Below are 22127 nucleotides of genomic sequence, written 5' to 3'. Positions count from 1 at the left end.
ATTTAGGAGTATTATATCAGCCAGAATCTGTTTTTTGTAACGCTGAGTCCGATTCATTTGGAGCGGAGGAACCAAATTGTGCATGGTCACTAGGGGTGAATCTTTCATGATGAAAGTAGGGCTACTCTCAAAGTCCGAATCCGACAGCTAACTTCGTAAGCGTCTTGAGAGAGGATGGTGCATGGATGGATACATCACTTCATCGGTCTGACTAGTATAGGAGAATATCAATCTATATTTGAATTCTTTTATGCTAAGGAGGATGATGTACATGGATGGGGAAAAAGAGGTAACGCTCATTTGTGTAGGGGAAGAGGAAAAAGTAAACAGTTTACGAGAATTAGTGCCTTTTCAACAAGATATGATTATTTTTACCGCAACTGAACATGTAGCGGCTGAAGTGCGAGCATGTGGATTTGAATCAACTTATTGTTGCAATGGTGAGCAGAATTTAACTAATATTTGCAAGAGGATTAAAAAAGTAATCCTGCTAGGAGATGAGCTTCCAACAGTTAGCTTTTTTACCGAGCGTATTCGATTTTCTTTTCAAGCACCTATTACAGTTGTCACAAGAAATAAAAGATATCCAGTAAGGCTCTATCAAACAATTGGAGCTACATTTGTAGTGTTTACAAATTGTGATAACATTTCTTTTTTATTTTTTGAATAGGGCGGGGGAAGTGATGATGAAGGTGTTATTACGCGAGGATATAGCGTATCGTTGGGCAGTATCAGTAGAGCGAGTTCAAGAATTAGCAATGGATTCTATGTTTCCAAAACCATATATGATATTGCCATCAGAAGAGAGTTTGTATTTAGAAACGGATATTATTGCGTATGAAATGTTGCATGTGGAACTAACACGAGTCTATATTCGTGGGAGAAACTTGCGTTCATTTTTATAATGCAAAAAGGGAATGAATTCAAGGTACTATTAAAACGGTACTCAAATTCATTCTCTTTTTTTATTTCATATTAAAAATCGATTTTGATGAAAAAGAAAGAAAAGACAAGGAAACAGATGATAAAATATTAATCTTAATCAATGTAAGCGTTTAAATGATGAAATATTTTCTTATTTTAGGTAATTTTACTCTTTACAAGTTAAATATAGAGGAGTATATTTACATTCATAAATTGTTCATAAATATTTCCAAAAACAACCTGATATCGCTGAGTCCAGAAATGGAGCGGGGGAACCAATTTTGTGCATTGTCACTTGGGGTGAATCTTTCATTACGAAAGTAGGGCTACTCTTTAGGCCCGAATCCGACAGCTAACCTCGTAAGCGTTTGGAGAGGAGGTTTACTTTTGTGTTGTTCATTTTTGAACACTGAGTAGAGCCTCAGTGTTCTTTTTTCGATGGGTATATGGTAAAATTTAACATTTAAAAGTGAGGGATTATAATGCTTGATGTTGTGATGATCGGAATCTGTGTTGTATTGGTAGCATCTATGATAGGGCTAGCGAGCTGGTCAGATAAAGTTGTGAAAGAAGGGAAGCAATCATGATGATTGCCTTATCGGTTATTGTTGCAGCAATTACGGTGTATTTAGTTTATGCGTTATTAAATCCAGAAAAGTTTTAACTAGGGGGAAGCATTTATTATGATTTGGGTCGCAGTTGTAATCACAATGTTGTTATTCATTCTTGTCGCAAAGCCAACGGGTACTTATTTAGAGAAAGCCTTTCAAGGAAATAGCAGATTAGAAAAAGTATTTGGGCCTTTTGAAAAGATTATTTTCAAAATTGCAGGTGTTAAAGCGTATAACCAGAGTTGGAAACAATACGCTTTATCGCTAGTTGCACTCAATGGTTTCATGATCGTTGTTGTATACTTCATCTTTCGCTTACAAGGCGTGCTTCCATTAAATCCGGCTCATATTGAAGGGATGGAGCCAACGCTTGCTTTTAATACAGCAATCAGCTTTATGGCGGATACAAACTTACAGCATTATAGCGGCGAAAACGGATTATCTTATTTATCACAATTAATTGGGATCACATTTTTAATGTTTGCTGCACCGGCAACGACATTAGCACTTGTTATGGCTTTTATAAGAGGATTAGCAGGCAAGGAACTGGGGAACTTTTTCGTTGATTTTACTCGAGCTTTAACAAGGGTCTTTCTTCCCATTGCATTTGTTGCAGCACTGATTTTTGTTGCGCTTGGTGTACCGCAAACTTTAGACGGAGCAGTTACAGCACAAACAATTGAAGGTGTGAAACAGAGTATTTTGCGTGGTCCTGTAGCTTCATTTGTTTCAATTAAGGAACTTGGTAACAATGGTGGCGGATTCTTCGGAGCAAACTCCACACATCCATTTGAGAATCCAGGACAAATCAGTAACATCTTACAAATGATGCTCATGATGTTACTGCCAACAGCTTTACCGTTTACGTATGGACGAATGGTTGGCAATAAGAAACAAGGGCGTATCCTTTTCGTTTCCCTATTTATGGTATTTTTAATTGGGTTTGTAACGATTGTTTCATCTGAATTACATGGGAATCCAGTATTAAATCAAATGGGTATGGAACATGTGCAAGGCAGTACAGAAGGAAAAGAAGTACGATTTGGAACAGTCTTTTCTTCACTGTATGCGACAGTAACAACAGCAGCCGAAACAGGTGCAGTTGATACAATGCATGATACGTTAACACCAATTGGTGGATTGGTACCACTTGTAAACATGATGTTAAATACAGTGTTTGGTGGTGTTGGAGCAGGTTTTGTCAATATCATTATGTACGCAATTATTGCAGTCTTTATATCTGGATTAATGGTTGGACGGACACCAGAATTTTTAGGTAAGAAAATTGAAGGAAAAGAAATGAAATTAATTGCGGTAACAATATTATTTCATCCATTGCTTATTTTAGGATTTTCAGCATTGGCCCTTTCAACTCATTTAGGGACGGATGCGATTTCTCATTCAGGTTTTCATGGTTTAACGCAAGTTGTATATGAGTATACATCTTCTGCTGCCAACAATGGATCTGGATTTGAGGGACTAGGAGATAATACACCATTTTGGAATATTACAACTGGTTTAGTAATGTTTTTAGGACGTTATTTCAGTTTAATTACGATGTTAGCTGTCGCAGCTTCATTGAAAGAGAAGACGGTAGTGCCAGAAACAGTAGGAACGTTCCGCACAGATAATAGTTTATTTGGGGGCATTTTCATTGGAACAATTGTAATTGTTGGTGCATTAACGTTCTTCCCAATGTTAGTGCTAGGACCAATTGCAGAATTTCTTACATTGAAGTAATGGAGGGTAAATGATGAAACCAGTAGTGGTAAAAGAAAAACAAGCAAATCAATCGATTCCATCGTCAATACATGCTGTAGAAAGTGAAGTTAGACAAGCGAAAACAATGGATCGTGATATTGTTACACATGCGATGAAACAATCAGTTGCAAAACTGAATCCAAAAGTAATGGTGAAAAATCCAATTATGTTCGTAGTAGAAATTGGATTTATTATCACTTTTATTTTATCGTTTCTTCCTAATATATCTAGTAGTATACCAGGTTGGTTTAATATAACAGTTTCTCTCATTCTATTATTTACAGTGTTATTTGCGAATTTTGCAGAAGCATTAGCTGAAGGGCGTGGGAAAGCGCAAGCAGATTCTTTGAAACAATCGAAGAAAGATGTATTTGCAAATGTCATAAAAGAGAATGGGAAAATCGTTCAAGTTTCAGCGACTGAGCTGAGAAAAGGTGACATTGTAATTGTAAAGCAAGGGGAAATGATTCCAAGTGATGGTGAAGTCATTAAAGGTTTGGCATCGGTGGATGAATCAGCAATTACAGGTGAATCTGCTCCTGTTATTAAAGAAGCAGGTGGTGATTTTTGTTCGGTAACAGGCGGTACAATGGTTGTTAGTGATGAGATTACAATTTCGATTACAAGCAATCCAGGTGAGTCATTTATAGATAAAATGATCTCTTTAGTAGAAGGGGCTGCCCGTCAAAAAACACCAAATGAGATTGCTCTGAATACAGTACTGACAAGTTTAACTCTTATTTTCTTAATTGTAGTTGTAACACTACCGATTTTTACAAATTATTTAGGGTTTAAGATTGATACAGCCGTACTTGTTGCACTTCTTGTTTGTTTAATTCCAACAACAATTGGAGGATTATTATCCGCGATTGGGATTGCAGGAATGGACCGTGTTACGAAATTTAATGTATTAGCAATGTCAGGTAAAGCTGTAGAGGCTGCGGGTGATATTAATACAATTATTTTAGATAAAACGGGTACTATTACTTTTGGAAACCGGATGGCACATACATTACTTCCTGTAGGAAACGAAACAATTGAACAATTAGCAAAATGGGCTGCATTAGGATCAGTTTTAGATGAAACACCAGAAGGTCGTTCTGTAATTGAATATGTAAAATCAAAAGCTTTATCATATAACAGTGAGCTTGCTGAGCAAGGAGAGTTTGTTCCGTTTAAAGCAGAAACAAGAATGAGTGGTGTAGACTTACTTGATGGTACAAAAGTAAGAAAAGGTGCAGTTGGTGCTGTTATTGAGTGGGTACAAGCGCAAGGTGGTACGATTCCAAAAGATGTGAGTCAAAAGGCAGATTTAATTTCAAAAGAAGGTGGGACACCACTTGTAGTTGCAGTGGATGATCGTATTTATGGCTTAATCTATTTAAAGGATACTGTAAAACCTGGTATGCGTGAACGTTTTGAACAACTTCGCCAAATGGGAATCAAAACGGTTATGTGTACAGGGGATAACCCATTAACAGCAGCAACAATTGCGAAAGAAGCAGGTGTAGATGAATTTGTTGCAGAATGTAAGCCAGAAGATAAAATTGCAGTTATTAAAGCAGAACAAGATAAAGGAAAACTTGTGGCAATGACTGGTGATGGTACGAATGACGCACCAGCATTAGCACAAGCGGATGTTGGGTTAGCGATGAATAGTGGAACAACAGCTGCGAAAGAAGCAGCTAATATGATTGATCTAGATTCCAATCCAACAAAAATTATTGAGGTTGTAGGTATTGGTAAACAGCTGTTAATGACGCGTGGTGCGTTAACAACGTTCAGTATCGCGAATGATATAGCAAAATACTTTGCGATTATTCCAGCGATGTTTACATTAGCAATTCCGCAAATGGAAGCACTGAACATAATGAAATTAACTTCGCCACTTTCAGCTATTTTATCAGCATTAATATTTAATGCGATTATCATTCCATTACTCATTCCATTAGCAATGAAGGGGATTGCGTATAAACCGATGAGTTCCAATGCATTGCTTGGTCGAAACCTATTAATTTACGGACTTGGAGGAGTCATTGTTCCTTTCATTGGGATTAAGGTAATTGATCTAATTGTAGGATTGTTCATATAAGGAAGAGGGGAAAAGAAAATGGCTAAAAAACAAAATATACTTTCACCGGTCATTCGTGTTACCTTTACATTTCTTGTTCTTTGTGGGCTTTTATACCCGCTGCTTGTAACTGGAATTGCGCAAGCAGTGATGAAGGATAATGCGGATGGAAGTCTTATATATAATGAAAAAAATGAAGTAATTGGCTCAAAGTTAATCGGCCAAAACTTTAAAGACCCACGTTATTTTCATGGACGCGTCTCTAGTATAGAATATAAAGCAGAAGCGTCAGGATCAAATAACTATGCACCATCTAATCCTGATTTAGTAAAACGTGTAGAAGAAAGTGTAGCGGATTGGAAGGATAAAAATCCGACTGTTTCAGTTACGGAAGTACCGATGGATTTAGTGACGAATTCAGGTTCTGGATTAGACCCTGATATTAGTCCAAAGGCAGCTTACGTACAAGTTGATCGTATTTCAAAATTAACGAATATTCCGAAAGAAAAACTAAATCAAATGATTAAGTCTCAAACAGAAGGTGCTACATTAGGATTATTTGGAGAGGATCGTGTGAACGTTTTGAAATTAAATTTAGAATTACAAAAAATAATGAAATAGTACTGTTGCTACCTCAATCCAATCGATTGAGGTAGCGTTGTTTACTGGGAAGGAGTGCGTGTAATGTATGCAGATGACTATAAATCGACGTTTCAAAGACGAACGCCGGAAGAATATTTAGAATATATACGCCAGCAAAATCGCGGGAAATTAAAGCTGTATGTAGGTGCTGCTCCAGGAGTAGGGAAAAGTTATAAAATGTTGTTTGATGCGCAAGAAATGAAAAAAGAGAATATTGATATTGTAATAGGTTTAATTGAAACGCATGGAAGAAAAGAAACAGAAGAAGCAATTGCTGATTTAGAAAGAATACCGTTAAAAGAAATAAACTATAAAGGAAAAGTATTTTATGAGCTCGATGTAGAGGGGATTATAAAGCGAGCACCACAAGTAGTTGTTGTGGATGAATTGGCACATAGTAATATACCTGGATTAAAACATAAAAAACGTTATATGGATGTAGAAGAATTATTGGACGCTGGGATATCAGTATTATCAGCATTTAATATTCAACACTTAGAAAGCGTTCATGATATTGTGGAACAAATCACGAATGTAAAAGTACGAGAGCGTATTCCTGATTTTATTTTACAAAAAGCAAATGAAATTCAACTTGTTGATGTAACCCCTGAAGTTTTGAGGAAACGATTGACAGATGGAAAGATATATAAAGAAGAAAAAATTCAGCAAAGCTTACAAAATTTTTTTACGGTTAATAATTTAGGAGCTTTACGAGAGTTATCACTTCGTGAAGTTGCTGACGATATGGACGAGAAGATTAGTCAGTCAGTGACAGAACCAATAGGTGTAAAAGAAAAAATTCTCGTTTGTGTGCAATATAGTTCAACAGCAGAGAAATTAATACGGCGTGGTTGGCGTATGGCAGATCGATTAAACGCTGAATTGTATGTATTAAATGTTGAAAGAGAAAATATAGAATCATTATCGGCAAGCAAAAGGCAAACAATTGAGGAGTGGCAAGCGTTAACGAATCAATTTCATGCTACTTTCGTATTGGAAGAAGCGAAAGGAAGAAAGCCAGCTGATGTCATTATTGAAGTGGCAAAACGATTACAGGTCACCCAAATTTTACTTGGTCAATCAGCAAGAACAAGATGGGAAGAAATTCGAAAAGGATCAATTGTAAATGAAATTATGAGGCAGACGAAGCATATTGATATTCATATTGTGGCGGATCAGAGAGTATAAAAAAGAGAATGTCCAAATGCAGTAAAATAGCTGTTTTCGGACATTCTCTTTTTTGTTTGTAATATACATAAATGTTTATTTAGCTTTTTGAATTCTAGCTTTTCTTACAGGATGAGAAGTTAGCTTTTTCATAGAATATAAGACCACAATCAGAAAAACAATTGCCTCTACAAAGAAAATCCAAAAGTAATTTTGATTAAAGAGTAGAAAACTGCCTACGATTGGTCCTGTACCCATTCCGATATAACGGATAAAGTTGTAGATACCAATGGCAGTTGCTCGTTCGCTTACAAATTCTTCAGTTAGTAGAGTTGTATGGGTTGGAATTGATAGTCCCATGCTAAAACCGTATAGGGATGTTGCAATGATAAGGATTGGGATATTTATATGATATGTGAAAGAAAATAGAATAACGCATGTGATATTGAGAAAACTGGTGAGAAGTAAAGCTTGTTTTGTTGTAAGTAATGTTTGTAAAAACTTGTAGCAATAACTTCCAAGCATAATACATAGAGACATTGGTACAAACATAAGCCCAATTTTACTTGTGTTGAAATGAACTAAATTGGCTAATATTGCTGGTAAAAAAACAAGAAAACAAAAATAAATGCAGAACTGCATAAATCCAATGATCGCAATAGCAGAACCAGTTCTGTGTTTTAAGATACTCCAATAATTATTAGTTGTTGTAGCTTTTTTAGGAATAACTGGTTTTGTTTCTGGTAGCCATGCAATATTTACAATTAATAGGGCTATGCCAATCGTAGATAAGAATAGAAAAATAGATACGTGACCATTTATATTTCCAAGATAGCCGCCTATGAGAGGGCCTATAGCAGGAGCAATGGAAAGTAGCATTTGATAAAGACTCATGGCTTTCCCTCGTTCTTTTCCTTCGAATAAGTCCCCAATAATAGTAGCCGCTACAACAGGTATCGCAGCTATCCCTGATGCTTGAATTGCTCTGAAAATAAGAAATAAATAAATGTTTGTTGTAAAAGCACAACCAATTGCACCGATTGTACCTATGAATAGACTGGGAAGAAGAATATATTTGCGTCCTTTTGTATCAATTAATGGTCCATAAACAAGCTGCATAATTGCAAGAACAAAAGTAAAAATAGAGACAGTTAAATTCACAAGATAAAGAGAGGTGTGAAAAGAATCTTGAATCATTGGTAAGAGGGGCGTGTAAATGTTTTGAGCAAAGGAACCTAATAGAGCGCTAATACAAACGATATACAAAATAGATTTTAATTTTGATGAAGATAATGAGTGATTCATCAGAAAACCTCCTTATTTTAGTTTCCTTGGAAACTAAAATAATTTTAACATTATTTTCTTACTTGTAAAGATAAAAATGAATTTAATTTTTATTTTGAAATGGTATATAATTAAATTGTTTCTGTGGAAACTTATGAAGTATCATGGAGGGGATTCGACTTGGACCGTACTGTAAGGCAAATAGAAATACTTTCGGATATTCGTACACTTTTTCATAAACAAGAAGAGCATATGAAAGGAAATGATGAGCGTTTTCTTCGTGAGACAGGGGTAAGTGGTATGTCTTTATCAGAATTACATGTGATCCAATGCATAGGAAAAAAAGGATTAATGAATGTAACAGCTATTACTGAAGAGATGGGAATGACAAAGGGAGCAATTTCTAAAATTTGTACAAAATTGTTTAATAAACAATTTGTTGAAAAGATGAAAATGTTAGATAATCAAAAGGAAATATTTTTTCGTTTAACAGACAACGGAAATGAAATTTATATGGCGCATGAGAAATTGCATCAACAAGCTGAAGAGAAGTGGTTGTTACTTTTAAATCAGTATACAGAAGAGGAATTATCATTGATTCAAAGGTTTGTAAAGGATGTAGGAGCTCATTTAGAGAAGTAGAAGAATAATTTTTCGTTCGCACCAAGCCTTCTGAATATGGTTTTCGTGAAGACTCTTATATAATAGAAAGAGATATTTAACAAGATGAATAATTAAAGAGTCTATGTATATAAAGAGGAGAGAAAACAATGCTTGAAAATACGGGTTTAGTATTAGAAGGCGGCGGTATGCGCGGTGTATATACGGGGGGAATACTAGAATACTTTATGGAACAGGATTTATATTTTCCATATGTTATTGGTGTTTCAGCGGGAGCGTGCCATGCGGCGTCATATATTTCAAGACAAAGAAATCGAAATAAAACAGTAAATATTGATTATGCAACACATCCGAGGTATTTATCTTACAAAAATTTATGGAAAAAACGTCAGTTATTTGATATGGACTTTATTTTTCGTGAGATTCCAGAACAGCACGTGCCATTTGATTTTGACACATATTTTAATAGTGCAGAGCGTTTTCTAGTAGGAACGACAGATTGTGAAACTGGTGAACCAATGTATTTTGAAAAAGAAGGAACAAATGAAGATGCATTGACTTTATTACAAGCTTCTAGCTCATTGCCATTTATCGCACCAGTTGTAAATTACCGTGGTAAACAATTATTGGATGGTGGAATTTCGGATCCAATCCCAGTTCGTAAAGCACAGCAAGATGGTTATGAGAAATCGGTTGTTATTTTAACGAGAAACCATGGATATGCGAAGAAAAAATCAAAATTTGGATGGATTGCAGCAAAAGCTTATAAAAAATATCCTAATCTTGTCAATACGATGCTTTCTCGTTATGAAGTATACAATGAGACACTTCATTATATTGAAAAAGAAGAGTTAGCTGGAAATCTATTTGTCATTCGTCCAGAAGTACCACTTCAAGTGGATCGAATGGAAAAAGATCCACAAAAGCTGCAAAATTTATATGAACAAGGCTATAAAGATGCAGCAAGACAATTTGCGGATTTACAGGCGTTTTTACAAAGGTAATGGATGGAAAAACCTCTTTAAGGGGGTTTTGCTCTCGGAATAGACTGAATATAAAATCTATTTAGAGCTAATTGTGGTGTAATTTGGGTAAAAGTGTATAGAGGAATGATACATATGGAAAATGTATATAAGGGACTTAGACGTATGGGATATACGGCAATGTTTATTTCTTCATTTTTGATTCAAAAGTATAGTAAAGAATTGCAAATGAATAAGGAATATTAGAAAAAGCCTTTGTTCACAGAATTTGTGAGCCAAGGCTTTTTTATTAGTGCGGTAAGAAAACTAATTGATAAGCAAACAAAATACCAAATACATATACAAGTGGATGAACAGCACGGAATTGTCCTTTTGCCATTTTCATAAGTGGATATGAAATGAATCCGAGTGCAATACCTGTTGCGATGCTTGATGTAAGTGGCATGCTTAAGATTACTAAGAATGCTGGGAATGCTTCGTCGAATGTATCCCAATCAATATGACGTACAGCGCCCATCATTAAGCTACCAACAATAATTAATGATGGAGATGTAATTGCTGAAACACCAGAAACAGCACCTACTAGAGGACCAAAGAATGCAGCAACGGCAAACAATGCAGCTACTGTAATTGTTGTTAAACCAGTACGTCCACCAGCTGCAACACCCGCAGATGATTCAATATATGCTGTTGATGGTGTTGTTCCGAACATAGCCCCGATTGTTGCTGAGAAAGAATCAGATAGAAGAGCTCGTCCCGATTTTGGGAGTTTACCATCTTTCATAAGTCCACCTTGCTGAGCAACACCAAGTAATGTACCGGTTGTATCGAATAATGTAACAAGGAAGAGGGAGAATACAACGCCGTATAAACCGTAGTTAATTACATCAGAAACAGCAGTAATTGGATTTGAAACAATAATTCCTTCTGGTAATCCAGGCATAGATGTAATGCCGTTTGGGAATGTTAACTGACCTGTGAAATAAGCGATAATTCCTGTTAATAACATTCCGAAGAATAATGCGCCGTTTACATTTAAGGACATAAGAATAAGTGTGATCCCAAGTCCAGCTAACGCTAGTAGTACTGGAGGCGAATGAAGATCTCCAAGTCCAACTAAGTTAGATGGATGTTTTGTTACGATGCCCGTCATACGTAAACCGATAAAGGCGATAAATAAGCCAATACCAGCAGTAATTGCGTGTTTTAAGTTTTCAGGAATTGCTTCCATTAATTTTGTACGGAAAGAAGTTAATGATAACAACATTAAAATCATACCTGCCACAAATACAGCAGAGAATGCAATTGCGAATGTCATTCCTTCATGCGCTTTTACAACAGAGTAAGAGAAATAAGCGTTAAGTCCCATACCCGGCGCGATTGCAATTGGTAAATTTGTAAAGATTGCCATAAATAATGTTCCAACAACAGCGGCAATAATTGTCGCTGTAAATGCTTGTTCAAATGGAACACCTGCATCCCCAAGGATGACAGGGTTTACGACAATGATATATGCCATTGTTAAGAAGGTAATTATACCTGCCATAATTTCAGTTTTAATAGAAGTTTTATGTTTTGAAAGGTTAAACATATAAACATCCTTTCTGTTTACGAATAATTGTCACAACAGTTATATATAATATTCGTTTTTTAGTTCTATTGCAAGAGTTTCGTACAAAAAATTTTATAACAATTTCTATTTTATGTCTTAATTTCGAATATTAATCACAGAACAGCTCCTATGTTTCGGCTTTTCATGTATAAGTACTTTTTATAAATGTGTACATCATAAGAAAGAGAAATGAGAAGGAGCTGAAATGTGTATGCCTGAGCAAAAAAGGTTTTTAACATTACCACCACAACATCAAAATAAACAACCGGGGATTGAAGCGATGATGAATCCTCTCCCAGAGTACGAAGATCCTAATTATCGCGGCAGTGAAAAACTAAAAGGGAAAAACGTGCTTATTACAGGAGGGGATAGTGGAATTGGAAGGGCGGTATCTATTGCGTTTGCAAAAGAGGGAGCGCATATTGCTATTGCTTATTTAGATGAACTTGAAGATGCAAATGAGACAAAAAGACTTGTTGAAAAACAAGGAGTGAAGTGTATATTACTTCCTGGTGACTTAAGTAGTGAACAACATTGCCAGCATATTGTAAAGGAAGCGGCGTCGAAGCTAGGGGGGCTGAATATTGTTGTGAATAATGTCGCACAGCAATATCCACAGCAAAGTTTAGAATACATTACAGCGCAGCAACTTGAAAAAACATTTCGCATTAACATTTTTTCTTATTTTCATGTTACAAAAGCTGCGCTTTCACATTTAAAGCAGGGAGATACAATCATAAATACAGCTTCGATCGTTGCGTATGAAGGAAACGAGCAACTCATTGATTATTCTGCAACAAAAGGAGCGATTGTTGCTTTTACACGTTCACTTGCAAAATCATTAGTTCAAAAAGGAATTCGTGTAAATGGTGTTGCGCCAGGCCCGATTTGGACACCGCTTATTCCAGCGAGTTTTGATAAGAAGAAGGTATCGGAATTTGGAAGTAATGTACCGATGAAAAGACCAGGGCAGCCGTATGAATTAGCACCTGCTTATGTATATTTAGCTTCAGGCGATTCCACATATGTTTCCGGACAAATCATTCACGTAAATGGTGGTGTAATTGTGAATGGATAAGTTAAATTTGAAGAAGCTTTGTACTTTCATTCATAAGAATAGAATTCATAGTAAAAGCTAATTGTACCCTCATATATTATGGTCAGTTTTAAAGGGGGATGCTTGGGGGGATATGAATGAAAAAAGTATGTTTAGTTGTAATACTCTTTTTCTGTCTACCAATTAGCACTTTTGCGGATACAGATCATCTGATATTAATTAACCTTACAACGAATCAATTATCTTTTTTTGAAAATGGCAACTATGTAAGAACGTTTCCTGTTACAACTGGAAAGCGTCAAACGCCAACTCCTGAAGGCATATTTTGTATCATTAATAAATATAAAAATAAAGAATATCACCGTAAAAATATTCCGGGTGGTGCACCGAATAATCCACTTGGAACAAGATGGCTTGGTTTAAATGAAAAAGAATATGCAATTCATGGTACAAATCGAGAAGGGACAATTGGAAGAAGAGAATCAAACGGTTGCATTCGTATGCATGATCGAGATATACAATGGCTGTATGACCGAGTATCGTTACGGACAAAAGTAATTATTTCTCAGTTTTATACATCTCCAGAATATGCAGCGCATAAGCTTGGATATCGTGTTACAAGTTGGAATGGACGTATAATAGAAGAAGAACAAATTGGAATGTTAACACTTGTGGATCGTATGAATATATATTGGCAAGAACCAAATGGCCAATTTACGAAAGTAAAAACAGTATTGCCGAATGAACGATATGCTGTTTATTCTCGAGGGAAAAATGGAAGTTATTATATAGGTAATAATTTGTATATTATGGATGAAACAGGCGGGAAAATTCGTTATGAGCAAGTGCCTTATTCCATTTTAAGTAATATATATAAGAGGAAATATAATGTACAGTAAAGCTATCGTAAATAGGCGATAGCTTATTTGTTATATAAATAAAAAGCGAAAGACCTTTCTTTTTGGATGAGAGAGAGGATCCGTCCGTGGATAGAAGCGGTCAGAGCCTTTTTTGGCCCCATGCCATGTTAAAACAAAGAGAGGAAATGAGTGGAGGTCTCTGTTTGTTTTCATAGCCGCGATTTATATAGCAAAGTATAATTAGTTGGTCCAATCGCAACTATTCTGTTCTTGTGAATATAATACAGTACAGATTGGGGGCGGGCGTGTTATGAGAAAAGGGAATAGCCAATTTGCATTTAAAATCTTTTTGTTAACGAATTGCTTATTTATTATTTATTTGTATGTTTCATTTATGTTTAATCTGTATATTCCCTATATTGATTTATTACTTTTCGTTGGTTTTATTTGGTCCTTTGTTGAAGCGAGAGAAGGGGAAGATGGAATCTATCGCAGGATAACATTGTTTGGAACAGTTTTTATATTAATTGTGTATATAACGATAATGCATGATGCATGGAAGTATGGGGTTGTTATAATGTAGAAGCATACCTTTAGCTGTATGCTTCTACATCTTAAAGCGTTAGGAAAGAAACGATTGCCCGCGATTTGTACAAGTTAAGGCAACAACTTTCTTTTCAAAATGTTTACCATCTGTTAATGATGAATGAATATCATGGCATACAAAGTCGATTAGTAATTCCCCGATATAAAAAACGTGTCTTATTTTTGTTCGTCTCTTAAATAGTATGTTTATACATATTATTTAAGACATGAGGGAAAAAAAGAAAGAAAAATCCCCATCTCAAAAGGAGATGGGGATTTACGTCTTAATATTTCGGTCTAAACGTTTGACAACAAGTCTCAACACTTGCTGACGCAGAGCTTTCAAGTGTTTCACCTGTTAAGGCCGAATTTGTATAAGATTCATTTGATTGATTCGTGTTTTGATCATCAGGCTGGACAAAGATTGAATTCGCCTGACAAAAATTCCCTTGTCCCCAAAATGAACAATTGGACACAGAACAGCGTACCTCTGGCATAAAACCCCCTCCTTATACATTAGTGTGGGATTTTACACAGCTTTCATGTATAGAAGGAGTTTCCTTTTCTTATTACTTCTTGTTTTCTTTAAACCATTTTTCAAAAGTATCTTTTGGCTGTTCGCCACTAATGCGGCTTACTTCTTTTCCGTCTTTGAAATGAATAATTGTTGGTGTTCCTTCAATTTTATAATCATCCCAAGTTGGGTTATCGTTTAAAATATCAATGACTTTCATATCAATGTTCATGTCTTTAGCCATTGGTACAACAATAGGTGAGACTTTTTCACAGTAGTGACAATCTGTTTGATAGAAGTAAATGGTTTGTTCTTTCTTTTCCTCGTTATTTTTACGAATATCAGAAGAAGAGATTTTATTTGTATAGTAATTTTTTTCTTGTTTCGCTGTATTTTTGTTTTCCATCTGTGTTACAGCAAAAATAGCTGCAAATAAGACGATAATAATACCGCCAAAGATAAGCATTTTTTTCATTATGTCATCTCCTTATTTATTTTTAATTACAATCAAACTACAAATGGCAATCGTGACAAATCCGATAAGTGCCAAAAATGGGATTGTGACAAATCCGAACCAGTTTATATATTCCCCCGTACAAGGCACACGTCCACAAGCTGCTCCTGCTGCTGAGAATGCAGAAACTTTTTGAATGGCATAATGATATAACGAAATACAGGCACCAATACTTGCAATTGGTAAAGAATATGTAGCAATGCGGTAGTCTTTTTTTACAACTGCAATACCAAGCCATAAAACAAATGGGTACATAAAAATGCGTTGATACCAACAAAGTACACAAGGCTCAAATTTCATGATCTCAGAAAAATATAAGCTTCCAAGTGTAGCAATAAAAGAAGCTCCCCAAGCAGTAAACAATGCATATTCTTGTTTTTTCTCACGTTTCATGTTTTTTACCTCTCTTATAATAGTTACATACTAAATTATAGTATGAAAAGGACAAGAAAATAAAGAGAAAATATTTTTATCAAGGAAAGTTTTATAAGGGGAAAACTTGGAAATAAAAAAACAAGGTCCATGAACCTTGTTTTTAGGGGGTGTTTACGGCTTTTGTAGCATTGAAAAATTTTTGAATTGCTTCTTTATTTGTTTCTGGATTTATTTTTAATACGGAACCAGCGTGTTTGGTAAGAGCAGATTCATATTCGTTATCAATTGGAATTCGCATCGTTTCTATATTATCAATGGGTTGAAACAAAATATTATTCCCAAGTGAAAAGAGCGTTGGTATATCTAGATTTGTTTTTATATATGGAGAGAGTTCATGTGCCATTATTGGTAAATTTAGTACCCCATCTATAGAGTGAACTTTATCAGTAAGGGTTTGTTTCAATGCCCGGAGTACTTCTTGTTGTCGTTTCACACGGCCAAAGTCACTTTCAGTATCATGGCGAAAACGCGCGTATTTTAGTAAATCTTTCCCGTGAAGAGGTTGTATTTCTGGCTTTACATGTAGTCCCATATCATCGATTATTGTTTGTGTAACATTCACTTCAATTCCTTCAGGTGCAATGGTATCCACAATTTTAACAAATGCTTCAAAATCAATCGTAACGTAATGAGAAACATCGATTCCAAAATTATGTTGAATCGTCTTTCGTAATAATTCAGGGCCGCCATAGTAATAGGCAGCGTTGATTTTATTATATTTTTTATCATAAGAAGGAATTTCTACATAACTATCCCGCATAATTGAAGCGAGCTTTGCTGTATTTTCTTTTTTATTGTACTGGGCAATCATAATTGTATCAGCACGGGCTTGTTGTTCACCTCGTGAATCGCTACCGATAATTAAGATATTCCATATGTTTTTCTCTTGTTTTACCCCTTGAAATAAATGAGGATTATTCGCTTTTTCACAACCAATTAGCAGTATCATCATGCTGAGAAATACGTACAAGGATTTATACAAATAATCACGTCCGTCCACTATTGATATGTGTATTATGAACGGGTATGTGGAAAAATATTCAAAAAGCGCTATTCTCAAAGGGAGAATAGCGCTTCATTTACATTTGTACTTGGTCTATTTCTTCTATATGCGACTTTTGTGAAGCATGGTCGATATATTGGAATAGAAGTTGAAGTTGTTTATCTACTTCTGGTAGTTCTTTTCCATATTTGTAAGCATGTAAAAAATGCTCGATTCGTTTAGAAAATAATTGATCATCAGTTTGCACCATTAAAACAAGCAACTTGTCCCAATTACAACAATACGTGTAATAGAGAGCTTTATCGTAGTCGTTATATGTCTGCATTGTGTACCCTCCTTACTGAGGAGTTATATATAGTGTACGTCAATCGAGAAGAAAAACACTTGAAAGAATTTGCTAAGGGAAATGTTATGTAAAAAATAAAAAACGAGGGAATTCCTCGTTTTTACGCTTTTGGCATTGGGGTAGGCGTTGGTTTTGCGTAGCCTTCTTTATATTTATTATCAATGTATTTTCGAATTTCAAGAGTCGATTTTCCTTTTTGATGCATAGATGCAGATTCGACTGCAATTTCTAAACAGTTTACACAGGTCGTTGCGTGAGAATCCCAAACAACTTCTCCATTTTTCTTAATTTCACGAATAAAACAGTTTTTATTATTTTTATGTCCCACACTTTCTCCGCATCCACAGTAACAAGGTATCCAATTTAATAATTCGGCATTTTTTCCTGCAACTGTATAGATTTCTTTCATTTGTGGGTCTAGTTTGTCCAGAAACGTTGGTAGTGTGTCGATTCCTTTTGTTGTTTCTTGTATATCACCTTGCTGAGAATGAGAAGCGTGTTCTTCTTTAGGTTCAGACGATTGTTTCTTTTCCGCTGCACCACATCCAGAAAGCGCGAGACTGCTTATTACAAGTAGAGAGAATAGATATTTTTTCATCTGCATATCCCCTTTGCCTTTGTATTAGTAAAATTGTACCAAAATCGCTAGTGCTTTCCTATGGTGAAGTTTTATTTTGTTTATTTTTCAATCGCCAGCGAATGGAATGCCATAGAAAAAGGAGAGGGATATAAACGTATACGATATACAGACCAGCCCGGGATAAGAGCGTGTTCAATGTGTTAACATGTTCTCTATTTATAATAAATAAAGACGCGATATACACAACGAAAATGAAAAAAGGCAATGTAAACTTAAACGGAATATGGAACGATCGTTTCATGGATTGGCAAGAAGACCAAATTGTTACGCAAAGATTAGGTAAAATGATGAGAAACCAAACAAAAATAATGATGTACTCAAATCGTTGAATGAAAGGAACTTTAATAATTTTAAGCATTGTTAAGGTTGCCCAAGTTGTACGCTGCAAAAGTCCTTCACTAAAGTACATGAAAGAAATGAGTGCTAAGATAACGTAAATAATGGTTGTTAAAGCAATTCCACCGTGTGCCCATCTTTTTAGAGATTTTCCTTTTTCAATGAGTGGGTATACAAATAGTAATGCTTCAAATCCGAGAAATTCTAATATAGAATCTTTTGCTGATTGAAAAATTTGTAAAGGTGAATGCGTCAAAATAGGTAAAATATTACGGAAATGAGCATATTTCATTGGGAAAATTAAAAAAAAGATTACAAAAAAAGGAATGACGATCCCCCAAAAGCAGATACCGGTTACAGAGCGAAATCCACCTTTTATAACATAAAAAACAATGAATAAAAAGAGTACATTCAACTTCCACGATTTAATTGTGGGAAATACCCAAACTTGAATGACTTCAATATATGTTTGCAGAATGGTAAGGCAAAATAAAAGAAAATAAGCAGTAAAGCATAGAGAAAAGAAAGATCCGATCCACTTTCCAAAGCATGTTGTATGTATATTGATTAAGTCGTTATCTTTCTCTAGCATCGCTAATATACAAAATAAAACAATGTGAGTTGCAAATCCCATAAGGATAAGGGAAATCCAAGCGTCATATCCAGCGCTTTTAATCAGGATACGTTGAAATCCTAAAATTCCTACTCCGATTTGAAGAGAATGAACTAAAAAGAAAGCGAAGTAAGGAGATACTGTTAGTTCTTTGCTGCGGGTATTCATATCGTCACCTCATCATTCTCCGATACCAGATTGCACAACATTAACCTTTACATCAATATTTACATCTACAGATGGATACATTTTATGTATTTGTTGTATGTTCCATTTTCTCGTGCGGCTTCTAATTTGATCCTGTATTCCTAACGGATCTATTTGTTTTTGTTGAAATTGCTGAATCAAAGCTTTAGACTGTTTTTCCATCGTTTGCTCGATTTGTTTTTTGATATAAGCTATATTTTGAGGCTTCGTTAAATTAAGCCAATTCGGAGAGTTTTTTATCAAACCATTTAGTTTTAAACGAATGTTTACTTTCGGAATCTCACCATCTCCATCAAGATAATAGGTGCTTTTTCCAGATAAGTTTTGTGTGACTACAAGCCCTTTATGGCCATCTTTTTGGATGGACGTTTCATAACGACCATTTTTAGTAGGATGAGTCAGTAATTTTACTAAAAATGAATCTTTTTCATCGGTAAACATAACTACTTTGTCTTTTTTGAGAAATGCAAGTCCTTTTACTGTAGCCGCTTTATTATTACTCATTTGAATGTAAGGAATGAATGGATCGGATCCATATGAATAGTAATCATATAAAAAAACATTTAAAGTAGCACGAGGAATATTTTCATTCATCATATTTTGATCCAGCAAGTCAGAGAGATATAATGAACCATTTGACGCAACATGTTTTAACAGCTTTTCTGCTGAGCCGTCGACAAATGCAAATTGTACATCTCTTCCAATGTTGGGATCTCTTTGTAAATTACTCACAATATCACCAATCCCATATGTACCAAAAGACTTCCCAAATAACACAGTACGCATTTGTCCTACAACAACATTGTGAGGGGACTTTCCATTCATACGAGATGCGATTGTTTCAATCGAATTTGCCGATGTTGACTGAATTTTTGGTTTCGTCTGTACACCACGGGTATAGTCGGGATACAAAATCGTTCCTTGAACTTCTTTATTTTTGTTTATATCGAATCCCGCAACATGAATAATTCTTTGTGTATCAATAATTTGAGTTTGAGTGCAAGCAGATTGGAAAAATAATCCCCCAATGATCCATACAGTTAAAAATTTTTTCATGTCTTTTCACCATCACGTTTTGTCTTTGCTTTACTCGGGTTATAGCGCCAATTCGATTTTGGGCGTAGAAAAGAAGGACGCTGCGCTGTGTGGCTAAATGGGAAGCGAATAAAACCTTCAGATGCAGCTAAACCACGAAATGGATATAAAGGTACTAAGTAAGGTGATCCAAGTGATTTTAACTGAATTAAGTGCGTAAGTATCATCACAAATCCAACAATAAGACCAAGTCCGCCAAAGGCACCGGCTAAAACAATGAGTGGAAACCGGAGCAAACGAATTGTCGAAGACATCTTCACTGTCGGTGTGGTGAAAGAAGCTAATGCAGATAATGCGACTGCAATTAATAAAATTGTACTCGTTAAAGCAGCTTGAACAGAAGCTTGTCCAATAACAATTCCACCGACAATACCAATGGTTTGACCGACCTTTGTAGGTAAGCGTGCTCCAGCTTCACGAAGTAATTCAATTGTAATTTCTAAAAAGAGTGCTTCTAAAACTGGGGGAAAAGGTACATTGGCTCTAGAAAAAATAATAGGTCCTAACAAATCTGATGGAATCATTTGATAATGAAATGTTAAGACAGCTGTATAAATGGCAGAAGAAAATAGAGAAAATAAAGCACCAAAAAAGCGAATAATCCGGAAGAAGGAGCCGATGATCCATGGTAAATAATAATCTTCTGGAGAAACAAAAAAATCTAATAATGTTGTTGGTCCGGCTAATGCATACGGTGATCCGTCTGTTAAAATTAATACTTGACCAGTGATAAGAGCGAATACAGCCCGATCAACTCGCTCAGTTGGCAGTAAAACGGGAAAGGGTGAGTTACTATTATCACTCAAAAATTGTTCAATCATTGTCGCATCAAAAGGAACATCAAAATCAATATCTTGAAGACGCTGCGTCGCTGTATTAATGTGTTGTTCATTTGTTAGTCCTTTTATATAGGCAATGGTAACATGTGTCTTGGACATAGAACCGACAATAATCTCTTTAAAAATGAGTTGCTCTGTTATGATGCCGCGACGTAATAAGTGAATATTTATATCAATGCTCTCCACAAAACCAACTTTCGGTCCAATTACACTATATTCATTTTCAGTATCATTATATAAACGCTTACCAAGAACGGTACTTTCTGCTTGAATTAAAGCATACTGTGCAGCATGTGATGTATTTTGTAACTCTATGAGTACATATCCACCCAATAACTTTTCACGAATATCATCAATGGAAGGAGAGATAATAATGTCTTCAATAAAGACGATGTTTGTCAAGTCTGCAATGTTTTGGATTTGTTCTAATTGCTTTTTAATAGGTGTCAAAATAAATCGTTTAATTATGAGCTCTTCCACGACAGATTTATAATAAAAAAGACAGAGTTTTCCATCTTCTGTTATGTTGTAGGATACAAAATCCGTAGATTCTTTCATCGTATGAATAAATTCTGGAATGGTACAGCTCATTTTTTTGTTTTTTGCTTTAGAATTTTTTCGTGGTAAGCTAAACAATAATTTTCACTCCTTCCCTTATATGGAATGCTCTCGTTAGTTTTTTTTGGAAGAACAAATTTTATACAGGAAACATAAAAAAGGAAGGGCAACAAATGCTTCTTCCTTTTTATGTTTAATTTGTCTTTTTTTCTTTCACAGACTGTATTAATTTCATCATTTCAGCTCTTATATCTTCTTTCTTCACGTTTAATTTTTCTGCGATTTGTTTAATATGCATGCCATCTTTTTTCATTTTTAATACGTCATTGAATGGTGTATTGCTTTTTTGTGCAATGATGGTTAAAACTGTAAGGTGATGCAAACGAATATTATTATCTTTCATTATTTTCTGCATTTGTTCTGGTGTGGAGTTTTGCATTTCGGCTACTTTTTGCAGTAGTGCTTGCTTCATTTCTTTACTCATATGATGTTTATGCAGTTTCTTTGGATCCACGCCAAAATGCTTTGCTGTTTCTTTCCAAGATTTATTTTGTTTATAGTACGATAAAACATCTTTAATATCTTTTTTGCTAATCTTTGCAATGTGTGCTGCTTTCAAAATTTCATGCTTGTTGTATCCTTGTTTTTCTAACGACTGGATTTGTTCTTCTGAGATTAACTTATGATGATGCACCGCAACTTCTTTTTGCGAGGCAGCTGCAGCTGGGAAGACAGATACTCCACATAGCAGTGCTACCATAGTCATACTTAATACAATTTTTTTGTACATACCAATTCCTCCTAATTGAATGAAATGGAAAACTTTACACATAGCATGTCCGTAAGTTG

25 protein-coding genes, 1 pseudogene and 2 riboswitches are annotated in these 22127 nt (G+C 35.3%); of the genes and pseudogenes, 13 read left to right on the top strand and 13 right to left on the bottom strand.

Translation table 11 applies throughout. The features are described from left to right. Window positions 1-30: 30 nt before the first annotated feature. Window positions 31-178, top strand: a riboswitch (cyclic di-AMP (ydaO/yuaA leader). Window positions 179-271: 93 nt separating this feature from the next. The 8 genes from MHH71_RS12110 to kdpDN all read left to right on the top strand — a co-directional run bounded on the left by MHH71_RS12110 (window position 272) and on the right by kdpDN (window position 7197). Beyond that, window positions 272-670 (top strand): hypothetical protein, encoded by a 399-nt coding sequence (locus MHH71_RS12110; protein WP_003195320.1) that lies wholly within the window; start codon window positions 272-274, stop codon window positions 668-670. Window positions 671-683: 13 nt separating this feature from the next. After that, window positions 684-905, top strand: coding sequence for a hypothetical protein (locus tag MHH71_RS12105; RefSeq protein ID WP_006093593.1), 222 nt, complete (start codon window positions 684-686; stop codon window positions 903-905). A 256-nt stretch (window positions 906-1161) separates the two neighbouring features. Further along, window positions 1162-1305, top strand: a riboswitch (cyclic di-AMP (ydaO/yuaA leader). Between the two features lie 101 nt (window positions 1306-1406). Continuing rightward, window positions 1407-1511 carry a hypothetical protein gene (locus MHH71_RS12100; RefSeq protein WP_016113183.1) on the top strand — a complete coding sequence of 35 codons (105 nt, stop codon included), beginning with the start codon at window positions 1407-1409 and terminating at the stop codon, window positions 1509-1511. Beyond that, the gene (gene kdpF, locus MHH71_RS12095) at window positions 1508-1588 is read left to right on the top strand and encodes a K(+)-transporting ATPase subunit F (protein ID WP_000972378.1); all 81 of its coding nucleotides are present in this window, start codon (window positions 1508-1510) and stop codon (window positions 1586-1588) included. The genes MHH71_RS12100 and kdpF overlap by 4 nt, the downstream gene beginning before the upstream one ends. A 19-nt stretch (window positions 1589-1607) precedes the next feature. Then, window positions 1608-3275, top strand: coding sequence for a potassium-transporting ATPase subunit KdpA (gene kdpA, locus MHH71_RS12090; protein ID WP_006093595.1), 1668 nt, complete (start codon window positions 1608-1610; stop codon window positions 3273-3275). Between the two features lie 13 nt (window positions 3276-3288). After that, window positions 3289-5388, top strand: a complete 2100-nt coding sequence (gene kdpB, locus MHH71_RS12085) for a potassium-transporting ATPase subunit KdpB (protein ID WP_033798637.1) — start codon at window positions 3289-3291, stop codon at window positions 5386-5388. A gap of 18 nt (window positions 5389-5406) precedes the next feature. Continuing rightward, window positions 5407-5988, top strand: coding sequence for a K(+)-transporting ATPase subunit C (kdpC, locus tag MHH71_RS12080; RefSeq protein WP_003195330.1), 582 nt, complete (start codon window positions 5407-5409; stop codon window positions 5986-5988). Window positions 5989-6051: 63 nt separating this feature from the next. Continuing rightward, on the top strand, window positions 6052-7197 hold the full coding sequence (kdpDN, locus tag MHH71_RS12075; RefSeq protein WP_006093598.1) for a KdpD-like non-kinase potassium sensor: 1146 nt from the start codon (window positions 6052-6054) through the stop codon (window positions 7195-7197). A gap of 75 nt (window positions 7198-7272) precedes the next feature. Here the strand turns inward: kdpDN and MHH71_RS12070 are convergent, their stop codons facing one another. Further along, on the bottom strand, window positions 7273-8481 hold the full coding sequence (locus MHH71_RS12070) for an MFS transporter (RefSeq protein ID WP_033798638.1): 1209 nt from the start codon (window positions 8479-8481) through the stop codon (window positions 7273-7275). Between the two features lie 159 nt (window positions 8482-8640). Between MHH71_RS12070 and MHH71_RS12065 the strand changes: the two genes are divergently transcribed. Both MHH71_RS12065 and MHH71_RS12060 read left to right on the top strand, forming a co-directional pair. Further along, window positions 8641-9102: a MarR family transcriptional regulator gene (locus MHH71_RS12065; protein WP_018782374.1), complete on the top strand. Its 462-nt coding sequence runs from the start codon at window positions 8641-8643 to the stop codon at window positions 9100-9102. A gap of 128 nt (window positions 9103-9230) precedes the next feature. Next, complete coding sequence (locus MHH71_RS12060) at window positions 9231-10085, top strand: patatin-like phospholipase family protein (RefSeq protein WP_006093601.1); 855 nt, start codon at window positions 9231-9233, stop codon at window positions 10083-10085. Window positions 10086-10353: 268 nt separating this feature from the next. On the opposite strand, the gene MHH71_RS12055 is transcribed toward MHH71_RS12060, so the two are convergent. Next, window positions 10354-11655: an NCS2 family permease gene (locus MHH71_RS12055; protein ID WP_006093602.1), complete on the bottom strand. Its 1302-nt coding sequence runs from the start codon at window positions 11653-11655 to the stop codon at window positions 10354-10356. Between the two features lie 232 nt (window positions 11656-11887). On the opposite strand from MHH71_RS12055, the gene MHH71_RS12050 reads away from it, so the two are divergent. The 3 genes from MHH71_RS12050 (at window position 11888) to MHH71_RS12040 (ending at window position 14176) form a co-directional block, all read left to right on the top strand. Next, the gene (locus tag MHH71_RS12050; protein ID WP_006093603.1) at window positions 11888-12754 is read left to right on the top strand and encodes an SDR family oxidoreductase; all 867 of its coding nucleotides are present in this window, start codon (window positions 11888-11890) and stop codon (window positions 12752-12754) included. Between the two features lie 116 nt (window positions 12755-12870). Further along, window positions 12871-13632: a L,D-transpeptidase gene (locus MHH71_RS12045; protein ID WP_006093604.1), complete on the top strand. Its 762-nt coding sequence runs from the start codon at window positions 12871-12873 to the stop codon at window positions 13630-13632. A 271-nt stretch (window positions 13633-13903) separates the two neighbouring features. Then, a complete protein-coding gene (locus MHH71_RS12040) occupies window positions 13904-14176 on the top strand; it encodes a hypothetical protein (protein ID WP_003195348.1) in 273 nt (90 codons plus the stop codon). Window positions 14177-14263: 87 nt separating this feature from the next. Here MHH71_RS12040 and MHH71_RS12035 read toward each other — a convergent pair. The 11 genes and pseudogenes from MHH71_RS12035 to MHH71_RS11985 all read right to left on the bottom strand — a co-directional run. Beyond that, window positions 14264-14359 (bottom strand): annotated as a pseudogene (locus tag MHH71_RS12035) (carbohydrate kinase); the annotation flags it as partial. Window positions 14360-14462: 103 nt separating this feature from the next. Continuing rightward, window positions 14463-14675: a DUF1540 domain-containing protein gene (locus MHH71_RS12030; RefSeq protein ID WP_033795903.1), complete on the bottom strand. Its 213-nt coding sequence runs from the start codon at window positions 14673-14675 to the stop codon at window positions 14463-14465. Window positions 14676-14747: 72 nt separating this feature from the next. After that, the gene (locus MHH71_RS12025) at window positions 14748-15167 is read right to left on the bottom strand and encodes a thioredoxin family protein (RefSeq protein ID WP_006093605.1); all 420 of its coding nucleotides are present in this window, start codon (window positions 15165-15167) and stop codon (window positions 14748-14750) included. Between the two features lie 12 nt (window positions 15168-15179). Next, entirely contained in the window at window positions 15180-15599 is a 420-nt protein-coding gene (locus MHH71_RS12020; RefSeq protein ID WP_003195354.1) for a disulfide formation protein C, read from the bottom strand. Between the two features lie 142 nt (window positions 15600-15741). Further along, the gene (locus MHH71_RS12015; RefSeq protein ID WP_026008665.1) at window positions 15742-16623 is read right to left on the bottom strand and encodes an LCP family protein; all 882 of its coding nucleotides are present in this window, start codon (window positions 16621-16623) and stop codon (window positions 15742-15744) included. 97 nt (window positions 16624-16720) lie between these two features. Continuing rightward, entirely contained in the window at window positions 16721-16969 is a 249-nt protein-coding gene (locus tag MHH71_RS12010; RefSeq protein ID WP_018766899.1) for a YhdB family protein, read from the bottom strand. 121 nt (window positions 16970-17090) lie between these two features. Next, window positions 17091-17588: a PCYCGC motif-containing (lipo)protein gene (locus MHH71_RS12005; RefSeq protein ID WP_033798640.1), complete on the bottom strand. Its 498-nt coding sequence runs from the start codon at window positions 17586-17588 to the stop codon at window positions 17091-17093. A 58-nt stretch (window positions 17589-17646) separates the two neighbouring features. Then, a complete protein-coding gene (locus tag MHH71_RS12000; RefSeq protein WP_006093607.1) occupies window positions 17647-18747 on the bottom strand; it encodes a GerAB/ArcD/ProY family transporter in 1101 nt (366 codons plus the stop codon). Window positions 18748-18759: 12 nt separating this feature from the next. Continuing rightward, entirely contained in the window at window positions 18760-19842 is a 1083-nt protein-coding gene (locus MHH71_RS11995; RefSeq protein ID WP_033798641.1) for a Ger(x)C family spore germination protein, read from the bottom strand. After that, window positions 19839-21356 carry a spore germination protein gene (locus MHH71_RS11990; protein ID WP_033798642.1) on the bottom strand — a complete coding sequence of 506 codons (1518 nt, stop codon included), beginning with the start codon at window positions 21354-21356 and terminating at the stop codon, window positions 19839-19841. The genes MHH71_RS11995 and MHH71_RS11990 overlap by 4 nt, the downstream gene beginning before the upstream one ends. Before the next feature lie 115 nt (window positions 21357-21471). Further along, the gene (locus MHH71_RS11985; RefSeq protein WP_033798643.1) at window positions 21472-22068 is read right to left on the bottom strand and encodes a hypothetical protein; all 597 of its coding nucleotides are present in this window, start codon (window positions 22066-22068) and stop codon (window positions 21472-21474) included. Window positions 22069-22127: the final 59 nt, after the last annotated feature.

Origin of the sequence: Bacillus sp. FSL H8-0534, from assembly GCF_038005885.1 — a bacterium.
Classification (GTDB): Bacteria; Bacillota; Bacilli; order Bacillales; family Bacillaceae_G; genus Bacillus_A; species Bacillus_A pseudomycoides.
The sequence above is the reverse complement of the archived record's forward strand: the minus strand, read 5'-3'. Positions and strand labels throughout refer to the sequence as shown.

Coding starts and splice junctions, on each gene's coding strand:
- MHH71_RS12110 (WP_003195320.1), top strand. CDS start 272: ATGGATGGGGAAAAAGAGGTAACGCTCATTTGTGTAGGGGAAGAGGAA.
- MHH71_RS12105 (WP_006093593.1), top strand. CDS start 684: ATGATGAAGGTGTTATTACGCGAGGATATAGCGTATCGTTGGGCAGTA.
- MHH71_RS12100 (WP_016113183.1), top strand. CDS start 1,407: ATGCTTGATGTTGTGATGATCGGAATCTGTGTTGTATTGGTAGCATCT.
- kdpF (WP_000972378.1), top strand. CDS start 1,508: ATGATGATTGCCTTATCGGTTATTGTTGCAGCAATTACGGTGTATTTA.
- kdpA (WP_006093595.1), top strand. CDS start 1,608: ATGATTTGGGTCGCAGTTGTAATCACAATGTTGTTATTCATTCTTGTC.
- kdpB (WP_033798637.1), top strand. CDS start 3,289: ATGAAACCAGTAGTGGTAAAAGAAAAACAAGCAAATCAATCGATTCCA.
- kdpC (WP_003195330.1), top strand. CDS start 5,407: ATGGCTAAAAAACAAAATATACTTTCACCGGTCATTCGTGTTACCTTT.
- kdpDN (WP_006093598.1), top strand. CDS start 6,052: ATGTATGCAGATGACTATAAATCGACGTTTCAAAGACGAACGCCGGAA.
- MHH71_RS12070 (WP_033798638.1), bottom strand. CDS start 8,481: ATGAATCACTCATTATCTTCATCAAAATTAAAATCTATTTTGTATATC.
- MHH71_RS12060 (WP_006093601.1), top strand. CDS start 9,231: ATGCTTGAAAATACGGGTTTAGTATTAGAAGGCGGCGGTATGCGCGGT.
- MHH71_RS12055 (WP_006093602.1), bottom strand. CDS start 11,655: ATGTTTAACCTTTCAAAACATAAAACTTCTATTAAAACTGAAATTATG.
- MHH71_RS12050 (WP_006093603.1), top strand. CDS start 11,888: ATGCCTGAGCAAAAAAGGTTTTTAACATTACCACCACAACATCAAAAT.
- MHH71_RS12045 (WP_006093604.1), top strand. CDS start 12,871: ATGAAAAAAGTATGTTTAGTTGTAATACTCTTTTTCTGTCTACCAATT.
- MHH71_RS12040 (WP_003195348.1), top strand. CDS start 13,904: ATGAGAAAAGGGAATAGCCAATTTGCATTTAAAATCTTTTTGTTAACG.
- MHH71_RS12030 (WP_033795903.1), bottom strand. CDS start 14,675: ATGCCAGAGGTACGCTGTTCTGTGTCCAATTGTTCATTTTGGGGACAA.
- MHH71_RS12025 (WP_006093605.1), bottom strand. CDS start 15,167: ATGAAAAAAATGCTTATCTTTGGCGGTATTATTATCGTCTTATTTGCA.
- MHH71_RS12020 (WP_003195354.1), bottom strand. CDS start 15,599: ATGAAACGTGAGAAAAAACAAGAATATGCATTGTTTACTGCTTGGGGA.
- MHH71_RS12010 (WP_018766899.1), bottom strand. CDS start 16,969: ATGCAGACATATAACGACTACGATAAAGCTCTCTATTACACGTATTGT.
- MHH71_RS12005 (WP_033798640.1), bottom strand. CDS start 17,588: ATGAAAAAATATCTATTCTCTCTACTTGTAATAAGCAGTCTCGCGCTT.
- MHH71_RS12000 (WP_006093607.1), bottom strand. CDS start 18,747: ATGAATACCCGCAGCAAAGAACTAACAGTATCTCCTTACTTCGCTTTC.
- MHH71_RS11995 (WP_033798641.1), bottom strand. CDS start 19,842: ATGAAAAAATTTTTAACTGTATGGATCATTGGGGGATTATTTTTCCAA.
- MHH71_RS11985 (WP_033798643.1), bottom strand. CDS start 22,068: ATGTACAAAAAAATTGTATTAAGTATGACTATGGTAGCACTGCTATGT.